Source organism: Neisseria macacae ATCC 33926, assembly GCF_022749495.1.
Lineage (GTDB): Bacteria > Pseudomonadota > Gammaproteobacteria > Burkholderiales > Neisseriaceae > Neisseria > Neisseria macacae.
Map to the genome: position 1 here is coordinate 2,095,151 of NZ_CP094241.1, position 12,610 is coordinate 2,107,760.

Below are 12,610 nucleotides of genomic sequence, written 5' to 3' on the forward strand. Positions count from 1 at the left end.
AACAAGGTCGTCTGAAACCCGACAATGCAGGATTTCAGACGACCTTATTTGTATAGTGGATTAACTTTAAACCGGTACGGCGTTGCCTCGCCTTAGCTCAAAGAGAACGATTCTCTAAGGTGCTGAAGCACCAAGTGAATCGGTTCCGTACTATCTGTACTGTCTGTGGCTTCGTCGCCTTGTCCTGATTTAAATTTAATCCACTATATCAACCAATCGCGGCAACGATAAGATTAAATCGCCGCTTCCGCGCGTTCGCCCGTCCGTATCCGAATCACTTCTTCAACCGGCAGCACAAAAATCTTGCCGTCGCCAATTTTTCCCGACCGCGCAGTCTCTACAATGATATCGATGGCGCGTTCCACATCTTCATCTGCCAACACCAGCTCGACTTTGACTTTTGGCAGAAAATCAACCGCATACTCCGCGCCGCGGTAAATTTCGGTATGCCCTTTCTGACGGCCGAAACCTTTAACCTCGCTAACCGTCATGCCGCTTATCCCGATTTCTGTCAGAGCTTCACGGACATCGTCCAATTTAAACGGCTTAATCACAGCTTCGATTTTTTTCATGATATTTTTCCTTAAATTTCAGGATGGCATAGCGTTCGACCCTCAACCAATCCGGTTTGGATAAAACGTTGAATCAGCCCAAATGCAGCCTTGCTTCCATTTTTTACACAATATAGTGGATTAACTTTAAACCAGTACGGCGTTGCCTCGCCTTAGCTCAAAGAGAACGATTCTCTAAGGTGCTGAAGCACCAAGTGAATCGGTTCCGTACTATCTGTACTGTCTGCGGCTTCGTCACCTTGTCCTGATTTAAATTTAATCCACTATATAGACCGAACCGCCTGCCCATCCTAGCGTAGAACAGGTTGAATATTATAGTGAAACCCTAACGAAACCGCTATGGCGCGCTTGTCATCGGCTTCCGCCCATTTTCCAACACATCCCTTTTAACATGGACAAACAGGAATAAAAAGCGATACAAGGTCGTCTGAAAAAGGTTTTTAGGCATAAAATTTCCTGAATATCCTATTTTTTTATTTGATTAGTATTTTTTATCCAAAATTCAGCATAATGTTTTCCAATATTCACCATTCAGGATTTTGATTTACGTTAAAATATGCCTTTTTTTGTGAAGGTCGTCTGAAAAAGACGGAGAGAATAGATGTCTGAACAACATACACACGCTTCGACTTGGAAAAGCAAAATCAATGCGCTGGGGCCCGGAATCATGATGGCTTCGGCGGCGGTCGGCGGTTCGCACCTGATTGCCTCGACGCAGGCGGGTGCGCTTTACGGCTGGCAGCTTGCGTTGATTATCATTTTGACCAACCTCTTCAAATATCCGTTTTTCCGTTTCAGCGCGCATTACACGCTGGATACGGGCAAAAGCCTGATTGAAGGCTATGCGGAGAAAAGCCGCGTTTATTTGTGGGTATTCCTGATTTTGTGCGTTATCTCAGCAACGATTAACGCGGGTGCGGTCGCCATCGTGACCGCCGCCATCGTCAAAATGGCGATTCCTTCGCTGACACTGAATGTCGGCGCAATCTCCGCGCTGATTATGGCTTCCTGCCTGATTATCTTGGCAAGCGGACGCTACAAAGCCTTGGACAACGTTTCCAAAATCATCATCGTCAGCCTGACAATCGCCACAGTCGCCGCCGCCGCCATCGCCATGTCGCGCGGCATGCAGATGAAACCCGACTTTATCGAGCCTACCCCATGGACACTGGCAGGCTTGGGCTTCTTAATCGCGCTGATGGGCTGGATGCCGGCGCCAATTGAAATTTCTGCCATCAACTCGCTGTGGGTAACGGAAAAACAACGCATCAATCCTTCCAGCTACCGCGACGGTATTTTCGATTTCAACGTCGGCTACATCACTAGCGCAGTGTTGGCGGTCGTCTTCCTCGCCTTGGGCGCGTATGTGCAGTACGGCAACGGCGAAGCAGTGCAGATGGCGGGCGGCAAATACGTCGGTCAACTGATCAATATGTACGCCGTCACCATCGGCGATTGGTCGCGTCCGATGGTTGCATTCATCGCCTTCGCCTGCATGTACGGCACGACGATTACCGTAGTGGACGGCTACGCGCGTGCGATTGCTGAGCCGGTGCGCCTGCTGCGCGGCAAAGACAAAACGGGCAACGTCGAACTCTTTGCCTGGAATGTTTGGGTCGCAGGTACGGGCTTGGCAGTGATTTTCTGGTTCAACAGCGCGATGGCGGAGCTGCTCAAATTCGCCATGATTACCGCCTTCGTTTCTGCCCCAGTGTTCGCTTGGCTGAACTACCGCCTCGTCAAAGGCGACAAACGCCACAAACTGACGGCAGGCATGGACCTCCTCGCCATCCTCGGCTTGATTTACCTGACCGGATTTACGGTTTTGTTCCTGCTGAACCTGACAGGTATCTTGGCTGCACCTAAGTAAGCCCAATCAAAACAAAGGTCGTCTGAAAACCGGATTTTGGTTTTCAGACGACCTTTTGTTATGTATAGCAAAATGTTCAAACGAAGGGACGAACGTCAAACCGATGCCGCAAAGCAAACCGACATCGCCGCAGCCCATCAGAAACTCCGCCATATCCTTTTGAATTTCCAACCAAACCCATTATAATATCGCCTCCTCGCGCCGTCGCGGACGACTCCCGGCGGCATTTGTTATGGAAGAATTATGAAGCCGTCTATCTTAGAAAAACTACAACAACTCAGCGACCGACTGGAAGAAGTCACCCACCTCCTCGGATAGCCCACGGATGCTGAAGAAATGCTGTCCGCCCCCGAAAAGCAACAGCACGGCCACGATAAGGAAATGCCATGAAATACCTATATTCTCTGATAGCCTGTGTCATACTGGCAGCCTGTTCTTTCGAAGTCAATGAAACTACCCGCACCGACAACAGTGTCGCTATCAAAGCCGCCGCCGACGCACAGGCGAAACAAGCCGTTCATCCTGACAATCCGTCACCCTACGGCCTGACCATGGGCAAAGCCACAGTGGCCGACGCGCTAAAAAAGCATCCGCAACTTGCTAAGGCGGCTTCCAGTACCATAGGCTACAGTAACGGCACGTCCGTTCCGATGAACAATGCCTACTCAATGCCCGATGCAGACGGTTCGATTATCGTTTTCCAATTCGATGATACGCACGACACGTTGCAAAACATCATGCTGATACCGTCTAAAAAAACGTTCCACCAAGTGAAAAAGGAATTCGACGCGCTCTATCCGCCCTACCCGCGCCTGAGTCGGGAAGAATTCGAAGCCCTCGCCCCGCAAGGCACAGATTTCGAGCATCAAGAAAACTGGTTCGCGCAACACAAATCCGACATCGCCTTCTACAAACAGGGCGACACGCTGATTTTGGCCGCCGTCAGCGCGGCATCGCCGAAGGAAAGCGTCGTGATGTACCGCAACAGCAGCTACATCCCCGTATTGAAGGAAAAAGCGGCAGAAATCACCACCCGCAAACTGCACTGATCTGCAATATGGAAAAGTAATCGGTTATCATCCGCGCCAATCCGTAACGGGTCGTCTGAAAACCTTTCAGACGACCTTCAAAGAAAGACTTACATGAAACCCAGCATCATCGAAAAATTACAACAACTATCCGACCGTTTGGAAGAAGTCACCCACCTCCTCGGACAGCCCGAAGCCACGTCCGATATGGACAACTACCGCAAGCTCACGCGCGAACACGCCGAATTGACGCCTGTGGTCGAAGTGTTCCAAAACTATCAGCTGGCGCAAAGCGACTTGGCGGATGCCGAAGAAATGCTGTCCGACCCCGAAATGAAAGACTTTGCCGCCGAAGAAATCGAAGCGGCAAAAGCCAAAATCGACACGCTCGATACCGAACTTCAAAAACTGCTGCTGCCCAAAGATGCCGACGACGACAAAAACATCTTCATCGAAGTGCGCGCCGGAACGGGTGGCGACGAAGCCGCGCTGTTTGCAGGCGACTTGCTGCGCATGTACAGCCGCTACGCCGAACGCAATCGCTGGCAGGTCGAAATCGTTTCCGCCAACGAAAGCGAGTTGGGCGGCTATAAAGAAGTCATCGCCCGTATCGTCGGTTTGGGCGCGTACAGTCGTCTGAAATTCGAATCGGGCGGCCACCGCGTGCAGCGCGTCCCTGCCACCGAAAGCCAAGGCCGTATCCATACTTCCGCCTGCACCGTTGCCGTCATGCCCGAAGCGGACGAACTGGAAGACATCGAGTTGAACCCCGCCGACCTACGCATCGACACCTTCCGCGCATCCGGCGCGGGCGGTCAGCACATCAACAAAACCGACTCCGCCGTCCGCATCACCCACCTGCCCACAGGCATGGTGGTCGAGTGCCAAGACGGCCGCAGCCAACACGCCAACAAAGCGCAAGCGATGAAAGTCCTCGCTGCCCGCCTGAACGACGCGCAAAAACGCGAAGCCCAAGCCAAAGAAGCCGCCGAACGCAAATCCCTCATCGGCAGCGGCGACCGCAGCGAACGCATCCGTACCTACAACTACCCCCAAGGCCGCGTGACCGACCACCGCATCAACCTTACCCTGCACAAGCTGGATTTTGTCATGGACGGCGACTTGGAAGAAATCACCAACGCCCTGATTGCCGAGCATCAGGCAGAGCTACTGGCGGCAATGGGCGATTAATGGGACGGTTGACGCTTGGTTTCAAAGCGTGAAGGCAGGCTTGATGGCGGGAAAACAAGTTCTGCCGCAGCGCAAATCAAGCCTCAGCCGTCGCCTGCCGTCCTTTCCGTAACCATAAAAATCATATGCGGAAATGACGTTTATCCTAAAAAGCCTTCCCTGCGTCCTCAAACGCAAGCTCAGATAAACCAATTCCACGCAGTCCTCCAACACCCCGCCCTTTTTCAGACGACCCATCCCAACCCATGAACACCCCGCTCACCCGCCGCCGTTTTTTCGCCATCGCCGCCCTGACTGCCGCCGGAGCGGCCGCGCCCTTCCTCCTGAACCGCAACCGCCCTGCCCCGTTACCAACTACCGACGAACCCGTCATTTGGAAAGGCATCGCGCTGGGTTCCGGCGCCGAGCTCCGCCTTTTCGGCGTTGACCGCAAAGAAGCCGAAATCCTCGTCAACAAAGTCCTCGCAGAAGTCGCCCGCCTCGAAAAAATCTTCAGCCTCTACCGCGAAGACAGCCTCATCAACCGACTGAACAAAGAAGGTCGTCTGAACAACCCGCCGCCCGATTTCCTCGCCCTGTTGAGCATCTGCCGCGACATCCACGCCCTGACAGACGGCGCGTTCGACCCCACCGTCCAAGTGTTGTGGAACCTTTACGCAGACCATTTCCGTCACAACCCGCGTGCCGAAACCCCGCCGTCCGAACCGGACATCCGGCGCACCCTCAAGCTTGTCGGCTTCAAACACGTCGTCTTCGACCAAAAATCCATCCTCTTCGAACAAAAAGGCATGGGCTTATCCCTCAACGGCATCGCCCAAGGCTACATCACCGACAAAATCACCGCCCTGCTGCAACAACACGGCATCCACCAAGCCCTCGTCGATATGGGCGAAATCCGCGGCTTCGACACCGACAACCAACGCACATGGAACGTCGGCATCCGCAATCCTCAAAACGAAGAAGCCACCCTCCTGACCATCCCCATGCAAAACCAAGCCTTCGCCACCTCAGGTGGCTACGGTACCGTGATGGACGAAGCCGGCAAGTTCACCCACCTCTTCGACCCGCGCACCGGCACTGCCACACCGCGCTACCGCAGCGTCAGCGTCATGGCGCCGACTGCCGCCGTTGCCGATGCCTTCTCCACCGCGTTCTCCATCATGGACGAAGCCGCCATCCGTACCGCAGCCCGCGCCAAACAGGCAAAAGTCTGGCTGGTCATGCCCGACAACCGCATTGAAACCCTAGCCTGAACGACTTATCCGCTAAAATGGTGTACTACAAAGAAACGCAGCTACAAGGTCGTCTGAATGCCCAAACTCCATCAAATCATCGAACGTCATTGGCAACGCCCCAATCCGTTTTTATCTTTCCTGCTCAAACCCTTATCCAAACTGTTTGCCAAAATTGCGGCGAAACGGCGCGATGATTTCGTTTCAGGTCGTCTGAAAAGCGAAAAGCTGCCCGTGCCTGTGGTCGTGGTCGGCAATATCCACGCGGGCGGGACGGGGAAAACGCCGATTGTCGCCGCGCTGGTGTCGGGTTTGCAGGAAAAAGGCGTCAAGGTCGGCATCATCAGCCGGGGTTACGGGCGCAAGAGTAAGGCGGTTCATGTATTGAATGCCGCTAGCCGTGCAGAAGATGCGGGCGACGAGCCTTTGCTGCTGTTCCGTAAAACCGGCGCGCCGACGGCGGTGGGCAGCAGCCGCTTGGAGGCAGGCGGGGCGTTGCTGGCGGCGCATCCCGACATCGGGCTGATCGTGGCGGACGACGGTTTGCAGCATTACGCCCTGCGGCGGGATGTGGAAATCGCGGTGTTTCCGACGGCGGATACGGGGCGGTCGGATTTGGATTTGCTGCCCAACGGCAGTTTGCGCGAACCTTTGTCGCGGCTGGATTCGGTGGACGCGGTCGTCGTCAGCGGCGGCAAGGCGGATGCGTCGTTTGCGCCGTCTGAAAACATGTTTCACAGCCGCATCGAAACGGGACAGATTTACCGTTTGAACCAGCCGTCTGAAATACTGGATACAGGCCGTCTGAAAAACCAAACCGTCGCCGCCGTGGCGGGTATCGCCAAGCCGGAGCGCTTTTTCGATTCATTGCGGAGCATGGGCATCACATTGAACCAAACCGTCGCGCTGCCCGACCATGCCGACATCGCAGCGGCAGATTTGCCCAATGCGGACGCGGTCATTATTACGGAGAAAGATGCGGTCAAGTTTTCAGACGACCTCAATCTGAATCATGTATGGGTTTTGCCCGTTTGTGCGATAATCGAACCTGATTTGGCGGCGTTCGTGTTGGGACGGCTGAAAGATTCCCGACAGGTCGTCTGAAATCAATTGAATCTTTGTTGCTGTTTGTTTTGAATAATAAGGAAATTTATGAACCTGAAAAAACTGCTGCTCACTTTCGTTGCCATTGCCGCCTGCTCCGTCGCAACAGCCGCGCCCCCAAGCGATAAGTCTTTAAATAGATGGATGGAAGTCCAGCATATCGAACGCGACTTTCTCAAAAATTTGACCAACATGGCGGAAGCACAAAACCGACAGCTCATGCAACCGATCATCTCCTCATATCCACCGGAACTGCAGCCGCAATTACAAGCCGCGTCAGACCGTTATATGAACAAAGTGTTTAAAGCTTATTTCACACCGCAACTTAGAAACAAATTAATGAAAGAAATAAAAAAAGTTGCCAAGGACGAGTTCACTCAACAAGAGATTGATGCCATGATTGCGTTTTACGAGACTCCCGTAGGACAATCTATCGTGGAGAAAAATTCGGCATTCATAAAAAAACTCGCCAATATAGGGGCAAGCGAAGCGGATATGAAAGAAATAGAAACAATTAGCGAACACTACCTAATTGAATTTGAAAACGAAATTAAAAAAATATTGTCTGAAGAATGTACCCCCTAAACCTTAAACAGGAGAAAAAGATGAAACTGAAAACCTTGTTATTACCCTTCGCCGCGCTGGCATTATGTGCCAACGCATTTGCCGCTACACCCAGCGACGCGTCGCTGGAGCGTCTGTTTGAAGTACAGAAGATGGATGCCCTGTTGGAACAGTCTTTCCAAAGCATGGAAGGCATCGTGCTTTCCGATCCGAATGTACAGAAATTTTTGAAAGATGCGCCGGAAGACAAACGTCCGCAGTTGGAAGCAGTCTTGAAAAAGTATGCAACCCGGTCGATTGCCGAAATCAACACGCCGCAAGTGCGCGCACAGTTGCGTAAAGCCGCTTTAGACGGCATGAAGACGGTTTATACGCAAGAAGAAGTCAACGCATTGATTGGCTTTTACAGCACGGCGGTAGGTCAATCGATAATGGACAAAACGCCGCGCTATCTTGAGGCGACGATGAAACCGATGATGAACATCCTTGCCGGCAAATACACCCAATCCAACGAAAGCGCAAACTTGAGGCGCGAAATCCGCCAAATCATGTGTAACGGCAAAAATCCTGCCCAAGCCTGCGCCAAACAGCCGAACAAACCGGCACGGAAAAAATAATGCCGCTTAAGGTCGTCTGAAAACGAGCGAAGCAAGTTTCGCCAAAACAAGCGAAGCGAGTTTCGCTCAAACCATCAAACCCGAAAGAAACCCCATGGAAAAAAAATTCTTAGACATCCTCGTCTGCCCTGTTACCAAAGGCAGGCTGGAATATCATCAGGACAAACAGGAATTGTGGAGCCGTCAGGCAAAGCTGGCTTATCCGATTAAAGACGGCATTCCCTATATGCTGGAAAACGAAGCACGAGCGTTGAGCGAAGAGGAACTCAAAGCATGACCGAATTCGTCGTATTGATTCCGGCACGGCTGGATTCATCGCGCCTGCCCGGAAAAGCCTTAGCGGACATCCACGGCAAACCGATGGTCGTGCGCGTTGCCGAACAGGCGGCAAAAAGCAAGGCGGCGCGCGTCGTCGTTGCCACCGATCATCCCGATATTCAGACGGCCTGTCAGGCGCACGGCGTCGAAGTCGTCATGACTTCAAACCGGCACGAAAGCGGCACGACCCGCCTTGCCGAGGCCGCCGCCACGCTTAAACTGCCGCAACATCTGGTGGTCGTCAACGTACAGGGCGACGAGCCGCTGATTGCCCCCGAACTCATCGACCGCACCGCCGAAGTTTTAGTGGAAAACAACGTACAGATGGCGACCGCGGCGCACGAATTGCACGATTTCGACGAATTTATGAATCCCAACGTCGTCAAAGTCGTCCTCGACAAAAACCGCAACGCCATCTACTTCAGCCGCGCCCCGATTCCCTATCCGCGCGATGCCATGCGCGCCGAAAAACGCGAATTGCCCGCCGAAACCGCCGTCCTGCGCCATATCGGCATCTACGCCTACCGCGCCGGTTTCCTGCAACGCTACGCCGAAATGAGCGTCTCGCCGCTGGAAACCATCGAATCGTTGGAGCAACTGCGCGTCCTGTGGCACGGCTATCCGATTGCCGTCGAAACTGCCAAAGAAGCCCCTGCCGCCGGTGTGGATACGCAGGAAGATTTGGACAGGGTCCGAGCCGTCTTTGAGGCCGTCTGAAAGGAAAAACATGACCGATTTACGCCATTTGAGCCGCGAAGAGCAAAAACTGCTTGCCGATGTTGCCCTGCTGGTTCAAAACGACGACCAAGAGTTTAACTATGAAATGTTGAAAGCTGCCGCGCCGGATGAAGCCAGCGGCGAGTTTTGGTTCCGTATGGCGGAAACGCTCAGTACGCTGCCGCCCAACCGTTCGCTGGATTTGCGCTTGAACGGCGGCAGGCTGACGGTTGCCGTGTCGATTTTGTCGGTATTGCTGCAAGACAGCCCTGAGATTCCGCAGCTTTGGGCGCAAAAGGTGATTGCACTCAACTATCTGGCACACGGGCATCAGACCCGCGCGCTCGGTTTGGCGCAGCAGGCGGACAAGGCGGCGGAAGCCAACGAGGAAGAGTATTTAGCGAAGACTTTATCGCAAAACCTGCTTTCCACTTTGAAAGACGCATTGGAGCGTTTCCCCGAAGACACATGGTTTGCCGAAATGCGCGATGACGCATGGAAACATTTCGGCGCGGAACAGGCCGTCTGAAGTTTTGAACGATAAACGCAAGCCGTGTAAAATCATTTGAATAACGTTTCAAATCCGTACTACTTAACAAGAAGGAACACCCATGAAAGTATTATTGTTAGGCGCGCCGGGCGCGGGTAAAGGCACTCAGGCACAATTCATCACCGCTGCGTTCGGCATTCCGCAAATTTCTACCGGCGATATGCTCCGCGCTGCGATTAAAGCAGGCACGCCGCTGGGTTTGGAAGCGAAAAAAATCATTGACGAAGGCGGTTTGGTGCGCGACGACATCATCATCGGTATGGTGAAAGAACGCATCGCGCAAGACGACTGCAAAAACGGTTTCCTGTTTGACGGCTTCCCGCGCACGCTGGCACAAGCCGAAGCAATGGTTGAAGCGGGCGTGGATTTGGACGCGGTCGTTGAAATCGACGTACCCGACAGCGTAATTGTCGACCGTATGAGCGGCCGCCGCGTTCACTTGGCTTCCGGCCGCACCTACCACGTTACCTACAATCCGCCCAAAGTCGAAGGCAAAGACGACGTAACCGGCGAAGATTTGATTCAGCGCGACGACGACAAAGAAGAAACCGTCAAAAAACGCCTTGCCGTGTACCACGAGCAAACCGAAGTGTTGGTTGATTTTTACAGCAAACTGGAAGGCGAACACGCGCCGAAATACATCAAGGTTGACGGCACTCAGCCGGTAGAAGCCGTAAAAGCCGAAGTATTGGGCGCATTGGGCAAATAAATCGAAAAGGTCGTCTGAAAACAGGAAATCAGGTTTTCAGACGACCTGTTTTTGATAAACAGCGTGTTGCAACCGAAAAATAATCATTCGGCGTCATTCCCGCGCAGGCGGGAATCCATTTCTGAATTTGGGCAATCGCTGTTTAAATCTAATGAACTGAGTTTTATCAATGGATTCCCGCCTGCGCGGGAATGACGGCTGATGTACCGGTTCAAATTTATCCGAAACAGTTTGTCGGGGGCTTGAGTCCGCGTAGGTCGGACATCAATGCCCGACCTACGGTTTGAATTTACGTTGTACTGCGAAAAAGACGATAAAGGTCGTCTGAAAACCCGAAACGAAAACACCATGAATCCTTTAATCACCGACTTCCAAACTCCGCAACAACGCACCCCCGTCATCGTTGCCCTTGATTTTGCCAACGAAAAAGACACGCTCGGATTCGTCCGCAACCTTGATCCGACCTTGTGCCAAATCAAAATCGGCAAAGAGCTGTTTACCGCTACGGGGCGCAGTTTGGCGGAAAGCCTGATTCATCAGGGTTTCAAACTCTTTCTCGATTTGAAGTACCACGACATTCCCCACACCGTCGCGCAAGCCTGCAAAGTCGCCGCCGACATGGGCGTGTGGATGGTCGATATGCACGCATCGGGCGGCCGCCGCATGATGGAAGCCGCCGCCGAAGCCGTTGCCGGATACGGCACGAAGCCGCTCTTAATCGGCGTAACCGTGTTGACCAGTATGGAACAAAGCGATTTGGCGGAAATCGGTTTGAACATCGCCCCTGAAGAACAAGTCATCCGCTTGGCGAAACTGGCGCAAAGTTCGGGCTTGGACGGCGTGGTCTGCTCTGCCCAAGAAGCCGCGCCGCTGCGCCGCGAATTGGGGCAAGATTTTGTCTTGGTAACGCCCGGCATCCGTTTGGACATTGCCGGCAACAACGACGACCAACGCCGCATCATGACGCCTGCCGAAGCATTGGCGGCAGGTTCGACTTATCTGGTGATGGGCCGCCCCGTTACCCAAGCCGCCGATCCGGTAGCCGTATTGCGCGAAGTGAACCGCGTGGCGAACCTTGAAGCAAACTGATTTTCAGACGACCTTACAGGTTGAGGCCGTCTGAAAAAACACAACGGAGGCAATATGCCCACCAAGTTCCAACAAGAAACCCTCAAATCCCGTTTCGCACAAGCCAAAGTCCTTGTTGTCGGCGACGTGATGCTCGACCGCTATTGGTTTGGCGATGTGTCCCGTATTTCGCCCGAAGCGCCCGTGCCGGTGGCGAAAATCGGACGAATCGACCAACGCGCGGGCGGTGCGGCGAATGTTGCGCGCAACATCGCTTCGTTGGGCGGCAAAGCAGGGCTGTTGTCAGTAACCGGCGACGACGAAGCCGCCAATGCGCTCGACGCGCTGATGGCGCAAGACGGCGTTGCCTCCTATCTGATGCGCGACAAACAAATCACCACCACCGTCAAACTGCGCGTCGTCGCCCGCAACCAGCAGCTTATCCGCCTTGATTTTGAAGAGCATCCCAACCGCGAAGTGTTGGAACAAATCAAGCAGAAATACCGCGAAGTATTGCCCGAATACGACGCAATCATTTTTTCAGACTACGGCAAAGGCGGCCTGTCGCATATCTCCGATATGATAGATTGGGCAAAACACGCAGGTAAAACCGTATTAATCGACCCCAAAGGCGACGATTACGAAAAATACGCCGGCGCCACGCTGATTACGCCTAACCGCGCTGAATTGAAAGAAGTGGTCGGCAGTTGGAAAAACGAAAGCGAGCTGACCGAAAAAGCGCAAAACCTGCGCCGCCACCTCGACCTGACTGCCGTTTTATTGACCCGAAGCGAAGAGGGCATGACCCTGTTCAGCGAAGGCGAACCCATTTACCAGCCCACCCGCGCCCAAGAAGTTTACGACGTGTCCGGCGCAGGCGACACCGTCATTGCCGGAGTGGGTTTGGGGCTGGCAGCAGGCTACACCATGCCCGAAGCCATGCACTTCGCCAATACCGCCGCCGGCGTCGTCGTCGCCAAACTCGGCACGGCGGTTTGCTCGTTTGCAGAGTTGAACAAAGCATTGGAAGAGCAGTAATTTCTTTTTCAGACGACTCCATCTTTCCAAGG

Annotated in this window: 15 protein-coding genes; 13 read left to right on the plus strand and 2 right to left on the minus strand. The window is 53.4% G+C overall.

The window, feature by feature from the left end:
- Positions 1-233 precede the first annotated feature (233 nt).
- Positions 234-572 (minus strand): P-II family nitrogen regulator, encoded by a 339-nt coding sequence (locus MON40_RS10060; protein ID WP_003756171.1) that lies wholly within the window; start codon positions 570-572, stop codon positions 234-236.
- 601 nt (positions 573-1,173) lie between these two features.
- On the opposite strand from MON40_RS10060, the gene MON40_RS10065 reads away from it, so the two are divergent.
- Positions 1,174-2,442, plus strand: coding sequence for an Nramp family divalent metal transporter (locus tag MON40_RS10065; RefSeq protein WP_003776858.1), 1,269 nt, complete (start codon positions 1,174-1,176; stop codon positions 2,440-2,442).
- 6 nt (positions 2,443-2,448) lie between these two features.
- On the opposite strand, the gene MON40_RS10070 is transcribed toward MON40_RS10065, so the two are convergent.
- Entirely contained in the window at positions 2,449-2,595 is a 147-nt protein-coding gene (locus tag MON40_RS10070; protein WP_003776856.1) for a hypothetical protein, read from the minus strand.
- Between the two features lie 233 nt (positions 2,596-2,828).
- Here MON40_RS10070 and MON40_RS10075 point away from each other — a divergent pair, with 233 nt between their 5' ends.
- The 12 genes from MON40_RS10075 to hldA all read left to right on the plus strand — a co-directional run bounded on the left by MON40_RS10075 (position 2,829) and on the right by hldA (position 12,578).
- Entirely contained in the window at positions 2,829-3,491 is a 663-nt protein-coding gene (locus tag MON40_RS10075) for a hypothetical protein (protein WP_003776854.1), read from the plus strand.
- A gap of 93 nt (positions 3,492-3,584) precedes the next feature.
- Positions 3,585-4,661: a peptide chain release factor 1 gene (prfA, locus tag MON40_RS10080; RefSeq protein ID WP_003769056.1), complete on the plus strand. Its 1,077-nt coding sequence runs from the start codon at positions 3,585-3,587 to the stop codon at positions 4,659-4,661.
- A gap of 245 nt (positions 4,662-4,906) precedes the next feature.
- Entirely contained in the window at positions 4,907-5,914 is a 1,008-nt protein-coding gene (locus MON40_RS10085) for an FAD:protein FMN transferase (protein ID WP_003776849.1), read from the plus strand.
- Between the two features lie 57 nt (positions 5,915-5,971).
- Positions 5,972-6,997 carry a tetraacyldisaccharide 4'-kinase gene (gene lpxK, locus MON40_RS10090; protein ID WP_003776847.1) on the plus strand — a complete coding sequence of 342 codons (1,026 nt, stop codon included), beginning with the start codon at positions 5,972-5,974 and terminating at the stop codon, positions 6,995-6,997.
- Between the two features lie 48 nt (positions 6,998-7,045).
- On the plus strand, positions 7,046-7,582 hold the full coding sequence (locus MON40_RS10095) for a DUF2059 domain-containing protein (protein WP_242925897.1): 537 nt from the start codon (positions 7,046-7,048) through the stop codon (positions 7,580-7,582).
- 20 nt (positions 7,583-7,602) lie between these two features.
- Entirely contained in the window at positions 7,603-8,178 is a 576-nt protein-coding gene (locus tag MON40_RS10100; protein ID WP_003768977.1) for a DUF2059 domain-containing protein, read from the plus strand.
- Positions 8,179-8,272: 94 nt separating this feature from the next.
- The gene (locus MON40_RS10105; protein WP_002221286.1) at positions 8,273-8,455 is read left to right on the plus strand and encodes a Trm112 family protein; all 183 of its coding nucleotides are present in this window, start codon (positions 8,273-8,275) and stop codon (positions 8,453-8,455) included.
- Positions 8,452-9,213, plus strand: coding sequence for a 3-deoxy-manno-octulosonate cytidylyltransferase (gene kdsB, locus MON40_RS10110; RefSeq protein WP_003776843.1), 762 nt, complete (start codon positions 8,452-8,454; stop codon positions 9,211-9,213). The genes MON40_RS10105 and kdsB overlap by 4 nt, the downstream gene beginning before the upstream one ends.
- A gap of 10 nt (positions 9,214-9,223) precedes the next feature.
- Complete coding sequence (locus MON40_RS10115; protein ID WP_003776841.1) at positions 9,224-9,742, plus strand: hypothetical protein; 519 nt, start codon at positions 9,224-9,226, stop codon at positions 9,740-9,742.
- An 82-nt stretch (positions 9,743-9,824) separates the two neighbouring features.
- Positions 9,825-10,472 (plus strand): adenylate kinase, encoded by a 648-nt coding sequence (gene adk / locus MON40_RS10120; protein ID WP_002232195.1) that lies wholly within the window; start codon positions 9,825-9,827, stop codon positions 10,470-10,472.
- Between the two features lie 348 nt (positions 10,473-10,820).
- Positions 10,821-11,561 carry an orotidine-5'-phosphate decarboxylase gene (gene pyrF / locus MON40_RS10125; RefSeq protein WP_039862842.1) on the plus strand — a complete coding sequence of 247 codons (741 nt, stop codon included), beginning with the start codon at positions 10,821-10,823 and terminating at the stop codon, positions 11,559-11,561.
- Between the two features lie 54 nt (positions 11,562-11,615).
- The gene (gene hldA / locus MON40_RS10130) at positions 11,616-12,578 is read left to right on the plus strand and encodes an ADP-heptose synthase (protein ID WP_003776836.1); all 963 of its coding nucleotides are present in this window, start codon (positions 11,616-11,618) and stop codon (positions 12,576-12,578) included.
- Positions 12,579-12,610 lie beyond the last annotated feature (32 nt).

Coding starts and splice junctions, on each gene's coding strand:
- MON40_RS10060 (WP_003756171.1), bottom strand. CDS start 572: ATGAAAAAAATCGAAGCTGTGATTAAGCCGTTTAAATTGGACGATGTC.
- MON40_RS10065 (WP_003776858.1), top strand. CDS start 1,174: ATGTCTGAACAACATACACACGCTTCGACTTGGAAAAGCAAAATCAAT.
- MON40_RS10070 (WP_003776856.1), bottom strand. CDS start 2,595: ATGGCGGAGTTTCTGATGGGCTGCGGCGATGTCGGTTTGCTTTGCGGC.
- MON40_RS10075 (WP_003776854.1), top strand. CDS start 2,829: ATGAAATACCTATATTCTCTGATAGCCTGTGTCATACTGGCAGCCTGT.
- prfA (WP_003769056.1), top strand. CDS start 3,585: ATGAAACCCAGCATCATCGAAAAATTACAACAACTATCCGACCGTTTG.
- MON40_RS10085 (WP_003776849.1), top strand. CDS start 4,907: ATGAACACCCCGCTCACCCGCCGCCGTTTTTTCGCCATCGCCGCCCTG.
- lpxK (WP_003776847.1), top strand. CDS start 5,972: ATGCCCAAACTCCATCAAATCATCGAACGTCATTGGCAACGCCCCAAT.
- MON40_RS10095 (WP_242925897.1), top strand. CDS start 7,046: ATGAACCTGAAAAAACTGCTGCTCACTTTCGTTGCCATTGCCGCCTGC.
- MON40_RS10100 (WP_003768977.1), top strand. CDS start 7,603: ATGAAACTGAAAACCTTGTTATTACCCTTCGCCGCGCTGGCATTATGT.
- MON40_RS10105 (WP_002221286.1), top strand. CDS start 8,273: ATGGAAAAAAAATTCTTAGACATCCTCGTCTGCCCTGTTACCAAAGGC.
- kdsB (WP_003776843.1), top strand. CDS start 8,452: ATGACCGAATTCGTCGTATTGATTCCGGCACGGCTGGATTCATCGCGC.
- MON40_RS10115 (WP_003776841.1), top strand. CDS start 9,224: ATGACCGATTTACGCCATTTGAGCCGCGAAGAGCAAAAACTGCTTGCC.
- adk (WP_002232195.1), top strand. CDS start 9,825: ATGAAAGTATTATTGTTAGGCGCGCCGGGCGCGGGTAAAGGCACTCAG.
- pyrF (WP_039862842.1), top strand. CDS start 10,821: ATGAATCCTTTAATCACCGACTTCCAAACTCCGCAACAACGCACCCCC.
- hldA (WP_003776836.1), top strand. CDS start 11,616: ATGCCCACCAAGTTCCAACAAGAAACCCTCAAATCCCGTTTCGCACAA.